The 16,607-nt window shown below is 69.2% G+C and carries 15 protein-coding genes and 2 pseudogenes; 11 read left to right on the top strand and 6 right to left on the bottom strand.

All coding sequences use genetic code 11. The features are described 5' to 3' along the window. The 4 genes from JNW89_RS09640 to JNW89_RS09655 all read left to right on the top strand — a co-directional run. The coding region (locus tag JNW89_RS09640) for an SbcC/MukB-like Walker B domain-containing protein (protein WP_305070506.1) at nt 1-1,347 on the top strand (1,347 nt) is incomplete at its 5' end. After that, nucleotides 1,347-1,628, top strand: coding sequence for a hypothetical protein (locus JNW89_RS09645; protein ID WP_238448617.1), 282 nt, complete (start codon nt 1,347-1,349; stop codon nt 1,626-1,628). The genes JNW89_RS09640 and JNW89_RS09645, both read left to right, overlap by 1 nt. 47 nt (nt 1,629-1,675) lie before the next feature. Next, nucleotides 1,676-2,893: a TIGR02679 family protein gene (locus tag JNW89_RS09650; RefSeq protein ID WP_238448618.1), complete on the top strand. Its 1,218-nt coding sequence runs from the start codon at nt 1,676-1,678 to the stop codon at nt 2,891-2,893. Nucleotides 2,894-3,039: 146 nt separating this feature from the next. Then, nucleotides 3,040-4,302: an ATP-binding protein gene (locus JNW89_RS09655; RefSeq protein ID WP_238448619.1), complete on the top strand. Its 1,263-nt coding sequence runs from the start codon at nt 3,040-3,042 to the stop codon at nt 4,300-4,302. Between the two features lie 207 nt (nt 4,303-4,509). Here JNW89_RS09655 and JNW89_RS09660 read toward each other — a convergent pair whose 3' ends face one another. From JNW89_RS09660 to JNW89_RS09670, 3 genes are all read right to left on the bottom strand, one after another. Beyond that, complete coding sequence (locus tag JNW89_RS09660) at nt 4,510-5,715, bottom strand: IS110 family transposase (RefSeq protein ID WP_238448620.1); 1,206 nt, start codon at nt 5,713-5,715, stop codon at nt 4,510-4,512. Nucleotides 5,716-6,179: 464 nt separating this feature from the next. Further along, entirely contained in the window at nt 6,180-7,331 is a 1,152-nt protein-coding gene (locus JNW89_RS09665; RefSeq protein ID WP_238448621.1) for a hypothetical protein, read from the bottom strand. Nucleotides 7,332-7,337: 6 nt separating this feature from the next. Then, the gene (locus tag JNW89_RS09670; RefSeq protein ID WP_238448622.1) at nt 7,338-7,649 is read right to left on the bottom strand and encodes a calcium-binding protein; all 312 of its coding nucleotides are present in this window, start codon (nt 7,647-7,649) and stop codon (nt 7,338-7,340) included. A gap of 61 nt (nt 7,650-7,710) precedes the next feature. On the opposite strand from JNW89_RS09670, the gene JNW89_RS09675 reads away from it, so the two are divergent. From JNW89_RS09675 to JNW89_RS09685, 4 genes and pseudogenes are all read left to right on the top strand, one after another. Beyond that, nucleotides 7,711-10,059, top strand: coding sequence for a DEAD/DEAH box helicase (locus tag JNW89_RS09675; RefSeq protein WP_238448623.1), 2,349 nt, complete (start codon nt 7,711-7,713; stop codon nt 10,057-10,059). A gap of 225 nt (nt 10,060-10,284) precedes the next feature. Next, a pseudogene (locus JNW89_RS09680) lies at nt 10,285-10,620 on the top strand (serine hydrolase); the annotation flags it as partial. Between the two features lie 257 nt (nt 10,621-10,877). Continuing rightward, nucleotides 10,878-11,225: pseudogene (locus tag JNW89_RS38630) on the top strand (transposase); the annotation flags it as partial. Between the two features lie 43 nt (nt 11,226-11,268). Next, complete coding sequence (locus JNW89_RS09685; protein WP_238448625.1) at nt 11,269-11,931, top strand: transposase; 663 nt, start codon at nt 11,269-11,271, stop codon at nt 11,929-11,931. A 248-nt stretch (nt 11,932-12,179) separates the two neighbouring features. Here JNW89_RS09685 and JNW89_RS09690 read toward each other — a convergent pair whose 3' ends face one another. The 3 genes from JNW89_RS09690 to JNW89_RS09700 all read right to left on the bottom strand — a co-directional run bounded on the left by JNW89_RS09690 (nt 12,180) and on the right by JNW89_RS09700 (nt 14,103). Beyond that, nucleotides 12,180-12,635 (bottom strand): DUF4304 domain-containing protein, encoded by a 456-nt coding sequence (locus JNW89_RS09690; protein ID WP_238448626.1) that lies wholly within the window; start codon nt 12,633-12,635, stop codon nt 12,180-12,182. A gap of 195 nt (nt 12,636-12,830) precedes the next feature. Then, entirely contained in the window at nt 12,831-13,376 is a 546-nt protein-coding gene (locus JNW89_RS09695; protein WP_238448627.1) for a hypothetical protein, read from the bottom strand. Between the two features lie 172 nt (nt 13,377-13,548). Further along, a complete protein-coding gene (locus JNW89_RS09700; protein ID WP_238448628.1) occupies nt 13,549-14,103 on the bottom strand; it encodes an AAA family ATPase in 555 nt (184 codons plus the stop codon). A gap of 243 nt (nt 14,104-14,346) precedes the next feature. Between JNW89_RS09700 and JNW89_RS09705 the strand changes: the two genes are divergently transcribed. The 3 genes from JNW89_RS09705 to JNW89_RS09715 all read left to right on the top strand — a co-directional run. Next, nucleotides 14,347-14,982: an SMI1/KNR4 family protein gene (locus JNW89_RS09705; RefSeq protein WP_238448629.1), complete on the top strand. Its 636-nt coding sequence runs from the start codon at nt 14,347-14,349 to the stop codon at nt 14,980-14,982. 132 nt (nt 14,983-15,114) lie between these two features. After that, complete coding sequence (locus JNW89_RS09710; protein ID WP_238448630.1) at nt 15,115-16,263, top strand: phosphotransferase family protein; 1,149 nt, start codon at nt 15,115-15,117, stop codon at nt 16,261-16,263. 43 nt (nt 16,264-16,306) lie between these two features. Beyond that, nucleotides 16,307-16,607 (top strand): transposase family protein (locus JNW89_RS09715; protein ID WP_238448631.1); only part of this gene is annotated, 301 nt, incomplete at its 3' end.

Consider the following 16,607-nt stretch of genomic DNA (forward strand, 5'->3'; position numbering starts at 1 on the left):
CGCTTCGAGAAGCGGGGCGTACGCCTGGAGAGCGCACGGCCGGCCGCCGCGCGCGCCGCCGAGCAGGAGGACCAGGCGCGACAGCGGCACGACGAGGCGGTCGACCGGTTCACCGCCGCGCAGGACGCCGCGCGCACCGCCCGTTCCCGGCACCGGGAGAAGGCGGAGGCGTATCGGACGCTGCGCGACAGCGTGGGCGCCGACGCGGAACGGGTGCTGGCCGATGTGGCCCGGACCGCGAACGAGATCACCGAGGCGGAGGACGCCGTCGAACAGGCCCGTGCCCAGCTCGGCACCGCCCGGGAGCGGCGAGCCGCCGCGCTGACCCGGGTGGAACTGGGCGAGCAGGCCGTGACCGCCGCCGTCACCGAGGCGCAACACGATGCCCAACGACTACGCCCGTACGCCCAGCCGGACCTGCTGGGCCTGCTGCGCTGCCCCACCGACCTGCGCTGGCCGGTCGGGGCGTCCGGCGACCAGTCCGGCTCGGAGCTGGATCCGCAGGTGGCAGCCCTGCACGAGGCGATTCTCGCCGCCACCCGGGAGTTGAGCCCCACCGAGACGTCGCTCAAGCAGAGCGCCACCCGGCTCACCACCGCGCTGACCGAGCTGCAGGCGCAACTGCCTGCCGCCGGCCTCGACCACCGACCCGAATGGGACACCGACGACGGGGTGATCGTTGTCCGGGTCGCCGACGAACAGGGCCTGACCCCGGTCGCCCACTTCGCGGACCGGATCGCCCGCGAGCGCCGCGACCAGGAGCAACTGCTGACCGACTCCGAGCAGCGGGTGTTGGAGGACGCCCTGCTCGGGCAGCTCGCCCGGCAGATCCACCACCGCACCATCGAGGCCCGCGACCTGGTGGCGGCGATGGACAGCCAGATGCGGGCCCGCCGGATGTCCTCCGGGCTCACCGTCGGCGTCGGCTGGCGGCTCGCCGATGACCTCGACGCCGACCAACGCGACGTCTGCAAGCTGCTCGAACGCGATCCGGCCCGGCTCGGGCCGGCCCAGCTCACCGCCATGCGCCGGCACTTCGCCGCTCGGATCAAGACAGCGCGGGCGGCAGCGCCCGAGCGGCCGTACCGAGAGCTGCTCGGCGACGTCCTCGACTACCGGCAGTGGCGGACTTTCGCGTTCACCCTGCACCGACCGGGTGGCGGTACGGAGGCGCTGACCCGAGCCCGGCACAGCCAGCTCTCCGGCGGCGAGCAGTCGGTCTCCCTGCACCTGCCGCTCTTCGCCGCCGCCAACGCGCTGTTCGGCTCGGCACGCCGGACGCACCCCGGCTGCTCGGCCTCGACGAGGCGTTCGCCGGCGTGGACGACACCGGCCGAGGGGAACTGATGGCCCTGGCGAAACAGTTCGACCTGGATCTGTTCATGACCGGCTACGACCTCTGGGCCACCCACCCCGCGGTCAGCGGCGCCGCCCACTACGACCTGTCCCACTCCGCAGTGGAACACGCCGTATCCACCGTGCTGCTGGTCTGGGACGGCTCGACCAACGTCGCCGACTTCGACGGAACGCTGGCTCGCGCGCTCGGCTCCCCGGAGACCCGCCGCGCCCCGGGCGGTCGCGGGGAACCCGACCGGGCCGGCGTCCTGCTCGACCTCGCGGACGAATGACGGGCAGCCCTGGCGAGCGTCGGTCGGGCCTGGACGGTTGGGGGCGGTTGGCTGGTCACGGCGCTTCGGCGGAACTGATCGAGCAGCCTGGCTGGCGGCGGTTGCTGGCGGCCGCCCGGCGCAGCCTGGAACGCACCGGAGGTCAGCTCGACGCCACCGTGACGTTGGCCGCCCCCACCGACGACGAGCGTCTCGTGATCATCGGCATCACCGGTACCCACCGGTCCGCCGCAGCGGCCCGGCTCAGCGTCCGACTCACCGAGGTGGACGAGCACCTGCGGGCGGCACACGGAGTGGGCCTGGCCGACGTGCTCACCGTGACGGCGCCGCTGCGCAACCGGCCGGCCGACCTGAAACGCGAGGCGGTGGCCCGCGACGCCGTCCTCGCCGTGGCCCGCGATGGCCGGCACGCCAACACTGCCTGGTACGCCGAATGGCTCGACGGCCTGCGCCGGGACGGCACCCTGACCCGCGTCGTGCGAACCGGACTGCCGTTCGAGGACGTGGTCCGCGTACTGGACGCGCTGCCCGCGGCCGACGAACCGATGCCGGTCTTCGCTGACCGGGTGCTGGACGACACGAAGGCCCTCACCGAGGGGCCGCTGCGCGGGCTTGTCCTCCGTGCCATCGCCGCGTGGCACCAGACGGCGCTACCGGTAGACGGCGAGCGGGATCGGGCATTGTGGGAGTCGGTCGGGCTGGTCCCGGACGACCTCGCCAGCCAGGTGCTGGTGCTCAACGTGCCGGCCACCGGCGGCCTGGTCGGGCGGTGGCTGACCGAGGCCGCCCAGGCGGGCGTACCGGTGCGGGTCACCCTGCACCAGCTGCGCCTGGCACCGCTGACCATGACCTGCGACGAGGTCCACGTCTGCGAGAACCCCGCCGTGCTACGCGCCGCCACCACCGCGCTCGGGGCCCAGGCTCCGCCGCTGATCTGCACCGAAGGGGTGCCGTCAGTCGCGGTCCACACGCTGCTGCGCGCCGCTTCCGGGGCAGTGATCCGGTGGCGCAACGACTTCGACTGGACCGGCGTACGACTGACGGCGGCGGCTCTGCAGCGGTACCCGAGTGCGGTTCCGTGGCGGATGACAGCCGCGGACTACCTGCCGGCGGCGGGCACCGGCACAGCCCTGCTCGGTACGCCCGCCGAGACCCCGTGGGACCGGTCGCTGGGCGAGTCGATGCGGCGGCTCGGCCGAGCGGTCATGGAGGAACGCCTGCTCGACCAGCTCATCGCCGACCTGCGCACTGCCGGAGCCAGGTGACGGTCCGGCAGTGGCGACGGCGTTCCGTCGTCGATTCGCCCGACGGCCGCAAATCGAACACCAAGGCCCCGCATACCGAACATGGATCTGTCGCAGACCGAAAGCCCTTCTCCCGCAGATCGAAACCGCGCCGGTTATCATGACGCGTGCCCACACCGCACCTGATCCCACGCCGCGCCGCCGCGCAGGTCGACGCCGCCCTGGCCGACACCCGCGTCGTGCTGATCAGCGGAGCACGCCAAGCAGGCAAGAGCACCCTGGTCCGCATCGTCGCCGGCGATCGTCTCGCCGAGCGCCGCGATCTCGACCGGGCACAGGACCGGGCCGCAGCGATCGCCGACCCGGTCGGCTTCGTGGACTCCTCCGAACTGCTGGTCGTTGACGAGATCCAGCGCGCCCCGGAGCTGCTGCTGGCCATCAAGGCAAACGTCGACGAGGACCCTCGTCCCGGCCGGTACCTGCTCACCGGATCATCTCGGCTGTTCGGCATGGTGGCTGCCCCGGACGCGTTGCCCGGCCGGATGGAAACCATCGAGCTCTGGCCGTTCTCCCAAGGCGAACTCGACGGAGAGCCGGACGGATTCGTCGACGCCATCTTCGCGCTCGGCCCCGAGCTGCGACACGAGTCGGACGTGACCCGCGCCGACTACGCGGCCAAAATCGTGCGAGGCGGCCTGCCCGAGGCCACGGCCCGCGCCGACTCGCGACGCCGCCAACGGTTCCTCGACGCGTACGTCCAAGCGCTCATCGATCGCGATGTCCGGCAGCTGTCCGACATCCAGCACAAGGGCGAGCTACGCAAGCTGGTACGCCTACTCGCGGCTAGATCCGCGACCATCATCGCCGCCAACTCCCTCGAATCCGCACTCGGACTGAGCCGGCCAACGATCGCACGTTACCTCCAGGCCCTGGAAGAGATCTTCCTGGTCAAGCGGATCCCCGGTTGGTCCCGTAACCTGGGCACCCGTGCCACCGCCGCTCCAAAACTGATCTTTGTCGACTCGGGCATCGCCGCCAACGAGATCGCGACCGACGCCCGGGCGCTGCTCCGGCCGGGCGCACCGTTCGGCCCTCTGCTCGAATCATTTGTCTTGTCCGAGCTGTCCCGTCAGCTCACTTGGTCCCAGCAGTTTGCCGACCTGTCCCACTACCGCGACCAGAGCAGGTACGAAGTCGACGCGGTGCTCGAGAACAGATCCGGGCATGTCGTCGGGATCGAAGTCAAAGCAGCCACCACCGTTGGACCCGACGACTTCCGCGGGCTACGCCGACTCGCCGACCGCCTCGGCGACGACTTCATCGCCGGCATCGTCCTCTACACCGGAACCTCCACGCTGCCGTTCGGCGACAGGCTCCGCGCCTTGCCAGTCAGTGCCTTGTGGCAGGTTGCCGCCCCGACAGCAGACTGACCTCGCGCTCTCCGCAGGTCGCTCTCGCCAGGTGAGGGGCTCACCGATCACCGAGCCATCTGGCCCGCTGATCTTCAGCAAGCGACCACAGCAGCACCCGCTGCGACCGACACACGAGAGGCATGAAACGAAAAGCCGCAGGTCATCAGCCTGCGGCCACGGGCGGAGCAGCGTGTTAGGAAACCGATGCTCTATCCCCTGGAGTCTCTACGCGCGTTCGCATGGCGCCAGTACTCCTGATCTTGGCTGTTTGGGCTGGTAGGGGGTCTTGTCTCGGATGCAGGCCCAGAGGACGTTGAGGCGTTGTCTGGACAGGGCGGCGGTGGCTTGGCGGTGGGTCTTTCCTTCGGCTCTTTTCTTGTCGTAGTAGGCGCGTGATCGTGGGCAGTGGGACAGGGCGGTGAAGCTGGACATGCTGAACACCCGGCGTAGACCGCGGTGGTAGCGGTGCGGCCGGACCTGGTGGCCTTGGCGGCGGCCGGAGTCCCGGGAGACCGGTGCGAGCCCGGCGTGGGCGGCGAGTGCGGCGGGGCTGGTGTAGGTGGTGAGGGTGCCGGCGTGGGCGAGGAACTCGGCGGCGAGGGTGGTGCCGATGCCGGGCAGGCTGGTGACGATCTCTCCCAGCTCGTGCTCGGCGACAGCCGCGGCGATGATTTCCTCGATGGCGGTGATGCGGTCGTTGACCGCTTCCAGGTCGGTGGCCATCTGGGCCACGATCCCGGCAGCGGTGGCCTCTCCCGCGACGGCGACGGTCTGTGTCCGTGCGGCGGTGAGGACTTTGGCGGTGAGGGCCTTGGCGGCCCAGACACCGTGCTGGCGTAGGTAGGCCAGGATGCGGGTTTCGCCGGCGCGGCGCAGCCCGGCGGGGGTCTGCCACTGCGCGAGGAGCCGGAGCGCGCCTCTGCTGCGCAGGTTCAGCGTCTTCTCCAGGGCGGGGCTGATCATGGTCAGTAGGTCCTGGATGCGGGCGGTGATGCGCACCCGGTCGGCGACCAGGTCGAGGCGGCGGGAGACGAGCAGCTTCAGCTGCTGCTGCACCCCGTCGGCCACGGTGAGGGTCGGAAGGTCGCCGCGCATGCGCAGGGTCTGAGCGATGACGTAGGCGTCGTGGGCGTCGGTCTTGCGTTCGCCGTGGAACGCCTCCGCCATCCGCGAGGTGACCGTGCCGCTGACATAGCGCACGTCCGCGCCCCGGTCGAACAGGACCGCCAGCAGCAGTGACGCGGGTCCGCCGCGTAGATCGAGGGCCCAGCGGATCGGCTTGCGGCGTTTGCCGAGCCGCCCGGCGATGCCGGAGATGGCCTGCTGGTCGTTGGGAATCTTCTCGGACATCACCACGGTGCCATCGTCGTCGACGACGCACACGTGGTGGTAGGTCTTGCCGACGTCCACGCCGGCCCACAGGCTGTCCACTGGGCATCACCCTTCTCGCTCGTGCTGGTCAGGGGCGTGGACCCGCCGCAGTTCAGTAGCCACAACTTCGGAAAGGGCGATCGGTCGCAAGTCTCCATCCAGTGCTGATACAGCGGTCGTCAGCGAGGGCCGGGGCGTCCTACTCCTAGCTGGCCATGACATCGGCAGCACACACCCAGACAGTCACCCGACCCCTCCGGGTCCACCCGAGCAAACGACACGGTTCGATGTCTGGTTGCGGGTCCGGACGGACTCCTGGAGCCTGCTGCCGTTGGCGTCGGCTGTCCGGGACGTCACGCCGGCACGCCGCGGCGGCCTCACGACCTTCCCGTCTCTGGCGACGGTCACCGGCCGGCGAACCATACGTCATCCGACGAATCCGCACAGGAAAGAGAACGACGGCATGACGGCGGTATCGGGCAGCGGTCGACTGCGGTGAGGCCATCGGTCGCCGGGCAGGCTGTTCAGGTGTCGAGGCCCGCGAGGTTGAGGCGTTCGAGCAGGCTGGGCTTGCGGGCGTGCACCGCCCGTAGCTCGGCCAGCCGGTTTCGGAACGATGTGCTGTCTCCGTCGCGTTCGCCGAGGTCGCGCAGGTCGACGAGGAGTTGAACTGCGGTGTCGTACTCGCGGGGTTTCTTCGTGTCGATGAGTTCGTCGACCCGCAGCCATGCGGCGGGTTGGTCGACCGCGAGGGTGTCGAGGTGCCGTTGCCGGGCGGCTGCTGCGGACCGTTCCCGGCGAATCCGATCGCGTTCGCGCTGGTCGGCGTCGCGGCGTTCCCGTTCGGCGCGCAACTCCGCGGCGGTGGCGAGCAATTCCCCGGCGGTGCGGGCGGCCGTCGGGGTGCAGGCGTCGGTGCGGTGCGCGTCGCGGTACCGGCGCAACAGTTGGCTGCGCAGGTGGCTGTCGCCGCCGGTGATCAGGTTGGCCAGGATGGCGTCCTTGTCCCGGGCGGGCAGCCGGACGACCCAGGTGCGTAGTTGCGCAGGGGTCGGTTCGTCGGAGGTGGCCAGCGCCGACCCGGCCGCCGCGGCCATGATCAGGTCGGGGTCGATGCGGAGGAACTCGGCGACGGCGGTGAGGGCCGCGTCGAGGGTGCCCAGTCCGGCTGGGACGGGCGGTTCGGGCTCGTCGTCGGCGATGTCCTCCGACTGTACGCAGCGGAGCCAGGCCAGGTACAGCAGGCGCAGGTCGCCGGCGGCGAGGCCGGCCCGGACCGGGATGATGGAGGCGAGCAGACCGTGGCCGTCGAGGTCCCACTCGTAGGTGCCGTCCTCGTCCTCGTCGTGGAGGTCGATGATGACGTACTTGCCGGCGGTCCAGGCGGACGCGCTGTCACTCTGGCAGTACTGGGCGACGGTTGCGGGGTCGAGCACGTGTTTCGGTAGCCGCAGCATGAGTTGGCGGGTGCCCCAGTTCGCCAGGTACAGGTGCGCGTCGAAGTATCGTTCCATCAGCTTGCGCGGGTCGCCCTTGAAGTTGCCCCACTCGTAGGTGTTCACGAAGCTGGTGGCGGTGATGTCGGCCCGGGTGGACAACGACCGCAGTTCGGCCCGCTCCCGGCCGGTGAGGGGTCGGTCGACGGCGGTGAACTCGTAGTACTGGTACTCGCTCACCGTGACCTACCTCCCGGCCCAGTACCGGTAGGCATCGATCCACCCGGCGCCGTCCGGCGCGGGGGTGGGTAGCGGCAGGTCGAGTAGGCCGATCCTCTGCCGGTGGCGGCCTCGGGCGCAGACCGCGACGATGCTGTCCGCGGCCAGGTCGATCTTCCGCACGGTGACCGCGACGCCGAGGACGGTGGTGTTGAACGGCACCGCCAGCTGTTCTTCAATCATGGTGAACAGGCCGGTGAGCTGCTCGTCGTCGCCGTACGCGTCGACCGTGGCTTCCTCGATCATCGCCTCCAGCGCGGCGTTTCCCTTCGATGCCATCGGCGGAGGATATCGAACCGGTGCCGAGGTGTTCGGAGCCAGATACGCGAGGATGGTCGGCATGGGTTCAGTGGCCGAGTTCGTCGATCTTCGGCGGGAGGTCGAGCGGTTACGGGCGGAGAACACCCGGCTGGCGCGTCTGCTGGACCTGCGCGGCCAGGACACGACTGCGGCACCGGAGCAGTTGTCCGCGCCGGTTGAGCCGCCAGGGCTGGTCACCATGGCTTCGCCGACTCGGGACAAGCTGGCGTTGTTCGCCGACCGGTTCCGGGCCCGGGCCGACGTGTACGCCGTGCGGTGGGAGAACGCCCGTACCGGTGCTGCCGGGTGGATGCCCGCGGTCGCCGGCGGTTGGCGTAAGGGTATGGACCGGCGCGGTGCCACCTACCTGCCACGTACGACGGAGGCCGTCGCAGCGCATCTCGTCGGCGATGTGTTCATGGGCCTGTACCCGCTGATGCCCGGCAACACCTGCCACTTCGTCGTGGCCGACTTCGACGGGCCGACAGCGATGCTCGACGCCCTCGCCTACGTGAAGGCGGCACGGGCCAGCGCGGTGCCCGCTGCGTTAGAGATCTCCCAGTCAGGCCGCGGCGCCCACGTGTGGGTCTTCTTCACCGGCGCTGTTCCCGCGGCCACCGGGCGGGCCGTCGGCACCGTCCTTCTCCGTGAGGCGATGGTGCTGCGCGGATCGATGGATCTGCGGTCGTACGACCGGCTGTTCCCCAACCAGGACGTCCTGCCCGACGGCGGCTTCGGCAACCTCATCGCCGCACCGCTGCAGGGACGCCGCCGCAAGGACGGACTCACCACCTTCCTCGACCTCGGCACGCTCGAACCGTACGCGGACCAGTGGGCGTTCCTGTCGACGCTGGACCGACTCAGCCCCGGCGACGTCGAACACGTCGCCCGGCAGGCCAAGCAAGCCACCACCGGTGCCGACGTCGCCACGATGAGCCGGTCTGCCGCGACCCAGGTCCATCCTCCGCTACCTCCGCTGGTCCACGCGGAGGCCGGTGCCGGGCTGAGCATCGACGCCAGACAGCTCACCCCCGCCGCACTGGCGACGTTCAAGCACGCCGCCGCCATGGCCAACCCGAAGTTCTACGAGCTGCAGCGACTACGCAAGTCCACCTGGGACACCCCCCGCTTCATCCAGGGCTACGACCTCACCCTCGACGACCGCCTGATACTCCCGCGGGGCCTGCGGCACACCATCGTCACGATCGTCGAGCGCGCCGGGTCGCGGCTGGCCGTCACGGACGCACGAAACTCCGGGACCGAGATCGACACCGCGTTCACCGCCGAACTCACCGGCAAGCAGGCCAACGCGGTCGGCGCACTCCTCGCCCACGACGACGGGATTCTGGTCGCCCCACCCGGCTCCGGCAAGACCGTCATGGCCTGCGCCGTCATCGCCGAACGCAACACCTCCACCCTGGTCCTCGTCGACCGCAGAGCCCTCGCCGACCAGTGGCGCACCCGCATCGAGCAGTTCCTCGGAATCAAGCCCGGTCAACTCGGCGGCGGCCGACGCAAACTCACCGGCACGGTGGACATCGCGCTGCTGCCCTCCCTCGCGCGGCGCGACGACATCGCCACCCTGACCCAGGGGTACGGGCACGTCATCGTCGACGAATGCCACCACCTCGGCGCCGCCGCGTACGAACACTCGGTCAAACGGATCGCCGCGCAGTTCTGGCTCGGCCTCACCGCCACCCCCACGCGACGCGACGGCCTCGGCCAACTCGTCACCTGGCAACTCGGACCGGTCCGCCACACCCTTTCCGACGAGGAACAAGGCACCCTCGCGGCAGCGATGCACGCCGACGCCGGACCCCGTCGAGCGCTGTTCATCCACCAGACCACATTCCAGCCCGGCGACATCGACCTTGAGGCGCCCGGCGCGCTCGCCGAGATGCACCGAAGACTCGCCGTCGACGAGGCACGCAACGCTCGGATCGCCGACGACGTCGTCGCGGCCCTGACCCGTGGACGCAACTGTCTCGTCCTCACCCGGCGGGTCGCCCACGTCGAGGCACTCACCGCCTTGCTCTCGACGCGAGGACACCAGGCGCTCGTGCTGCAAGGAACGATGAGCACCACCAACCGACGGAGCGTCGTCGAACGACTCGACCAGGCCAAGACCGGCGACGGCCTCCTTGTCATCGGCACCACACCGTTCATCGGCGAAGGCTTCGACGCCCCCGCCCTCGACACCCTGTTCCTGGCCGGCCCGATCTCCTACGACGGCCTACTCGTCCAATGCGCCGGTCGCGTCATCCGCGCCGCGCCCGGCAAGGACGTCGCCGAGGTCCACGACTACCACGACCCCGCCTCACCCATCCTCGCCGCCTCACTCCCACGCCGTATGCCCGGATACCGGGCACTCGGCTTCACCAGGACATGAACGCACACAGGCTCGCCTGGGCAGTCTCGATTCGGTGCAGCGGGTGCGGCAGTGCCGCGGAGGTGGATGGTTGGGGTGAGATGCCCGGCATCGTGCGGGAGGCGCTCATCGCCCGTGTCGGCCTGGTCCGGCTGCAAGCCGATCCAGCTGCCAGCGGCAGGCTGAGAGTTCGTCTCCTCGCGGCGTTCCGGGAGGGCGGGGCCACGATCAGCGAAGCGGCTGGCGCGACTCGCGCCCCGCGACCTGGCCAGGCTCGGCGAGCTGATGCTGGCCGAGGGAGCCTGGGACGGTCAGCAAATCGTCCCCGAGGCCTGGATCCGCACGATGCTGCAGCCACGCCTGCAGACCAGCTGGGGCGCGCAGTATGGCTACCAGTGGTACATCGAATCCATTGAGGGCCGTCGGCTGGTAGCCGGCATGGGCAACGGCGGGCAGCGCCTGTTCGTCCTGCCCGACCTGGACCTCACCGTGGCCATTACCGCCGGCAACTACGACGACCCCGACCAGTGGCGGACCCCGCTCGGGGTGCTGGAGCGGATCATCCTCCCCGCAATGGCCTGACTCTGAGCATGGCGGGGTCGGTTCAGCAGTGGTGAGCTGATTGCCGGCAGCGGTGGGCGTGACCCTTGGTCTGACTGGCCTTCGTGCCTTTGAGCCGACTTGTCCGCCTGCTGCTGCCGGCGCGGCCCGGCGGGAGACGTTTGGCCTGATCAGGAGCTTGACCGCCAGTAGGCCGCTGGCGTGTCTCATCACAGTCCTGCCATCTCCGCACCGGACCGGACCCTTGCGTCCCCACGGTGAGGAGAGAACGCATGTCCATGCTGGCAGAGTTGGTCGAGGTCGTCATCGGCGTCGACACGCACACCCACACCCACACCGCCGCAGTCATCGACGCGCGCACGGGCGCTGTGCTGGACCGAGTCACGGTCGCCGCCGACCCGGACGGTTACGCCGAGCTGCTGGGCTTGGCCGAGCGGCGCTCAGGGCTGCGGGCCTGGGCCATGGAGGGCACCGGCGGGTACGGCGCCGGCCTGGCCCGGCACCTGGCCGACGCCGGTGAGCTGGTCGTCGAACTGGACCGCCCGAAGCGGCCGGCGCGCCGCGCTGGGGCGAAGTCCGACCCGATCGACGCCGAACGCGCCGCCCGCGACGCGCTGGCCCGCACCCGCCTGGCCCAGCCCAAGACGACCCGAACGCGCGGCGTTGCAGATGCGGCTCACGGCCCGCCGCGCCGCGGTCGAGGCCAGCGCCACCGCCCAGCGGCAGCTGCACGCGATGGTGATCACCGCACCGGAGGCGGTTCGGGCCCGGTTCCGCGGGCAGAACACCCCCACCATGATCACCACCGCCACCCGGCTGCGACCCACCGCGGCCAGCGGCGACATCGAGGTCACCACTGCGCTGGCGGTGCTGCGGGACCTCGCCCGACGCATCCGCACCCTGCAGGCCGAAGCCGCCGGCCACGAGACGGCGATTCGCACGATCGTGCGCTCCTGGCGCCCAGACCTACTTACCTTGCCCGGCGTCGGCCCGATCGTCGCGGCCACGGTCCTGGCCGCCTGGTCACACCCCGGACGGTGCCGCGACGACGCCGCCTTCGCCATGCTCGCCGGCACTGCACCCATCCCCGCCTCATCAGGCAAAACCGTCCGCTACCGGCTCAACCGCTCCGGCGACCGACAACTCAACCGCGCCCTGCACACCGTCGCCCTGTGCCGACTGCAACGTGACCCACGCACCCGCGCCTACGCCGACCGCCGTCGGGCTCAAGGCAAAACCGACCGCGAGATCAAACGATGCCTCAAGCGCTACATCGCCCGAGAGCTCTACCGACGCCTCGAAACCCCACCCCAACCACTTGACGCGGCATAGGAGCGTCTGTGAGCCGGGTCCTCCAGTCAGCCGCGTCGGCATGGCAGGCATCTGGGCCAGACGCGACCTGACACATGTGGTTGGGACAGTTGCTCCATTCGCCGGAGGTGCATCCGTATCACGGCACCCGACCCGACATCCGGTCATCGGCACGTCCGGACGGCATCCGGGCCAGCTCGGCATGACGCTGCGTAGCGCGTGGATCGCGGCATGACCGGACGTTGGAGCGCCTGTTGGAAGAGCAGATGTCACGCCGAGGTCCGGGCATTCAGCTGCTCACGCCAGAAGGGTTCCGCCTGCTCGTCGATGAGTTGGATGAGGTGTGTCGCGATGGCGTCGTACCGCTCACGGGGATGGACGACTGCCGCGCCGGGTTCGTAGTTTCGAGACCCAAAGATGAACCAATGGTCACCCTCGGGGAAGTTCGGGCTGCCGAGGCGGGGGCGCGGATCGGGTATGTCTTGTGCAGTCACCTTCTGCGGGATCTTTCGCTCTCCCCAGCTGGTCTCATAACCGTCAGGTCCGCACTCAGCAACCTCGGCAACGAAACTGCCACCCGAGGAGTAGAACTGGATGCTCAGCAGGCAGATTTGTTGCGACGAGCGGCGGCGAAGGTGCGGCATTGCACCGGTGAACCCTCGCGGTCGCAGGTGTTCGCGGACTGCATCCTTCAGTGCCTGGTTCATCGCGTCGCGAGGAGTCATGCCGACCGTTCCGCCCAGGGGGCTTAGCCAGGGGTTACGACGGGCTTTCGTGCCGCGGGTAACGCTACAAGGGACACTTCCGCTCATCGACATGACCGCGCGATCAGCGACATGAGCGTGTGGCCCCCGGGATCGAGCCGTGCCCGCTGTTCGGCGTCAGGACGCCGGCACGCTGTGGCCCTCAGCGTCCGGCGGTCAGTCCTCCGGGCCGCTGGGGCCAAACGCCTCCTCAATCATCTCCGCGTACTCGGCGTCGGTTGCGCCACGCCACTCGCCGGTCGTCGGGTCCTGGACCAGCCACGGCTGGTACAGCGTGCCCTCGACCCACTTAAAGAACCAGTCAACGATCGTCATGTGCTGTGGGAACGTGCATGACACGCCGTCCGGGGCCGGGTTCGGGTCGTAGCCCCAGATCTGGCCGTCGGCGAGGTTGAGCTCACTGCTGATGCCGCAACCCCAGTCGCACAGAGTGAGGACACCGCCCTTGAGTCCGGTCAGCGCGTCCAAGCCGCCAGTTCGATGCCCGTCCCTGAGGCCGAGGAGACCGTAACCGGGGCCAAAGCCGCCGTTGCCGACCTCCAGGTAGAGCCGGCGCAGCAGCGATGGCAGTGACCTGCCGGCCAGTTCCTCGGCCTCCGCGACTGCGGCAGGCGGCGCGGGTCGGAGCGGCGTCAACCGGCTGGCTGGCACCTCGTCGATGTACCCGCCGGCGGCGATCCGTCGAACTACCGCATCGAACACCTGGTCCCCTCTTGTCGACATGGCCCCGCAGCGTAGCCGCACGGTGCGATTCATCAGTCGGCCCGTCGGCTCGGCTCGCGTACCGCACTGAATCGGCATGTCCGCGCGTCGCCACCCGTGGACAGCCGGCCGCGCTCCGTGACGCCCGCTCTGCGGCCATGACAGTAGGCCTTCACCGTAGGCTGCCCAGCCGATCGACATACTGCTGGACTGCGGCCACCCGGGCCGGAAGCGGGTCTGCCGGAACTTCGAAGAGATCGAATCCCACCTCGCGGTAGGTCAGTTCGTGGACCTTCTCGAAGGCGAGCGCGTCCTCGAAGCTGATACGGCGAGCGGCGGTGGCCTGGATGAAGCCCTGATGTCTTACGAAGAAGGCAGTCGACTCATACCAGCGCTCAGCCATCATGCGTTCGATCTCTTCGAGCAGGTGGCGCGGTGCTGTCAGGTCGAGGTAGCGGCACAGGGCCAACGTGCAGACCGGTGAACGGTCGAAGAACACGACGCCACGAAGGTCCGCCTTAGCCGTAAGCCGTCTCTTCCGCTGAAGATCCAGCACCGCGTCGGCGAAGCCGGACTCTCGCCACGGCTCCGGCTGGCCGAGCGCCTGCTGGAGCGCGATGACGTCCGTCGCGGCCTCCTCGACGACGGCGTGGCCGTCGATCTCCAGCTGGCGCAGTATGGCCGTCTTACCGGATCCGGGGGCGCCGGTAAGGATGTACGCAGGCATGGTCCCTCCGATGACATGACAGATTCCCAAGACCACTCCGGAACCGTCCGCACCGGTCCGCGTCGCCCTGGTCGGCGCGGGGGCCGCAACTCCATCGGTCCGGCCTCGTCCCACTCCGTTCGTCCCGGTGGCTCCCAACCGTGGCTCCCGACGTGCCCTGGGGAATCCTGCAGTGGGCTCGTAAGGTCGCTCTGTCAGTCTCGATCTTTAGTATCGCGGCACAACCAACGAGGGGTAGAAGTCGTGGCTGCTGCTCAAGTCGATGCGCTTACCCGGATCATGCCGCCGACCCATGGTGCCGACGAAGAGGTGGACTGGGATGCCGCCGAAAAACAGTTGAGCGCCCGTCTGCCGGCCGACTATCGCGCCTTCATGGCGGTCTACGGCGGCGGCAGCATTGGCGGCCAACTAAGCATCCTCCTGCCGCTGCCCGTCGACTCGGTGTGGGGCGGTGGGACGATCGCTGGCGAGACGCCAAACTTGCGCCACCACTGGGAAGAGGAGGGTGGGGTAGCAGGGACGGAGTTAGAGGCGGACGCCGTACTCGCCTGGGGCGTCGGCTGCAGCAACCCCGACCTTCTGGGCTGGCTGATGAGCGGCTCGGATCCGGACCAGTGGCCAGTGGTGGTGTACCGACGCCATGTGTCATGGGGCGAACCCAGCCTGGCGCTTTTTGAATGTGGGATGGCGGAGTTCCTCAGGCGCCTATTGCTTGGCGAGTTCGACAAGTGCCCGCTCAGCGATGTCTCCCTGTGGGGCCGCATCGAGCCTTTCGTCCACTGGCGTGAACAGGACCGCCGGTTCCTAGCCGGCCTCGACCCCATCACGGGCGAGCCCGATCCGTACGCAGACATGTTCCAGAGTTGGAGCCGGCCATAGCCGCGCCGTGACCTGCCTCGAAGGTTCCGTCACACGGTTTAGGAAGTGTGGACACCGCCGGAAGTCGGACGGCGGTGGGCTGGTTTGACCTGCGCCGCCATGCGGGCGGCCACGTCCAGGAGCTGACCGCCGTTGACCCTCGGCTTCCGTGCCAACGGGCACGCAACGGGCACGCCGCTTCCCTGCCTTGCAAAGATCAGGAGCGCTGTCGACTGGCGTCTGCCAGTGCGGCTGATCTGCTCGACCTGTCCATTGCCGCCGCTCGGTCATCGGTGCCTGTCGGCTGGCTTGGCTGTACGGTTGGCTGTACAGCAAAGGAAGGTCACCGACACCATGGCGGCACCGCCGAACCTGACCGTTCCGGTTCGGGAGGTCGCCCTCGCCCGGTGGCTCTCCACTGATCTCGACGCCATTGAGATCGGACAGCGGCATCCCTTGGCTGGCGGCGTGGACTCACCTCTTGTCGAGCGGGTTGAGGTCACCGCCATGCGGACGACCGGGGGGCGGGACCGGTTCGAGGTCGTCGCAAAGCGTGCATCCTCCGCCGAGGTGATCGCCCTGCATGAGATCGCGATGGTACCTGCCGCCGATGCCTTCCCGGAGCTGATTGACGCTGGCACTGATGACTCCGGCCCGTGGGTGGTGACGCCGTTCTATCCCGGCTCGACGCTGCCGTGGGACGCGGAGGTTCCGGCGGTGGTATTCGCGAGCTTGGCCCGCCTGCACCACCGATACCTCGGGCGTTCGAGCAAACTTCCCGTAGACCTTCCCCGAGTGGATGAGAGCTTCTGCCGCCACGCGTTGATGGACTTCGCCCCGTCGTGGATTCACGATGCCCAGCACAAAAATCCCCATCCGGTGCACGACCGTGCCCTGGATCTGCTCCATCGATGGTCCCGGGACGAACGCATCAACGTCGGGCTGCACGTGCTACCCGCCGCGCTACTACACGGCGACGTATACGGACACAATGTTGTCGTTGCAGACGACGAGGATACGCGGCCTCGACTGATCGACTGGGGAAGCGCGCGAGTTGGCCCGATCATGCTCGACGTCGCCCTGTCCGCCGAGACGTCGTCAGGCGGCTTCTCCGCATATCTTCGGGCGTGGGAGGACGTGGCAGGTTGTCCCCTCGATCCATGGCAAGCAGAGGCGGGACATGCCTGGGCGACCGCCTTGAGTAATGCAATGTTCGTTGGCGCAGTCGCCGCACGATTCGGCCCAACTCACGCCGAGAAGATGCTCGACAAGGCCGAGGCCGCGCTAAGGGACGTCTCGTAACCCCGGTGTCTGTCTGCTGAGGATGATCATCGAGGATGGCTGGGTGCAGGTGATCACCGCAGCCCGCCCGGAGTGGATCTTTCCCTTCACCGGGCTGCAGCCCGCCCAGTTCCGCAAGCTGGTCCGGCTGGTCGCCGAGCGTGGCGGTGACGCGATCGCCGACGGCCGGCCGGGCCGGCAATGGGCCTTGGACCTCGCCGACCGGGTACTGCTGGTGGCCACCTACTGGCGCACGAACCTGACGATGCGCCAGATCGGGCCGCTGTTCGGGGTGTCGCACTCGGCTGCGCATCGGGTCATCGACACCCTCGCCGCGCTGCTGGCCCTGGCGCCGGTGCGCAAGC

The organism is Micromonospora sp. 4G55 (genome assembly GCF_016803375.1).

Excerpts from the sequence above, each read along its gene's own strand:
- JNW89_RS09690 (WP_238448626.1), bottom strand. The coding sequence starts at position 12,635 with ATGACTCCTCGCGACGCGATGAACCAGGCACTGAAGGATGCAGTCCGC.
- JNW89_RS09700 (WP_238448628.1), bottom strand. The coding sequence starts at position 14,103 with ATGCCTGCGTACATCCTTACCGGCGCCCCCGGATCCGGTAAGACGGCC.
- JNW89_RS09685 (WP_238448625.1), top strand. The coding sequence starts at position 11,269 with ATGCGGCTCACGGCCCGCCGCGCCGCGGTCGAGGCCAGCGCCACCGCC.
- JNW89_RS09675 (WP_238448623.1), top strand. The coding sequence starts at position 7,711 with ATGGGTTCAGTGGCCGAGTTCGTCGATCTTCGGCGGGAGGTCGAGCGG.
- JNW89_RS09670 (WP_238448622.1), bottom strand. The coding sequence starts at position 7,649 with ATGGCATCGAAGGGAAACGCCGCGCTGGAGGCGATGATCGAGGAAGCC.
- JNW89_RS09645 (WP_238448617.1), top strand. The coding sequence starts at position 1,347 with ATGGCCCTGGCGAAACAGTTCGACCTGGATCTGTTCATGACCGGCTAC.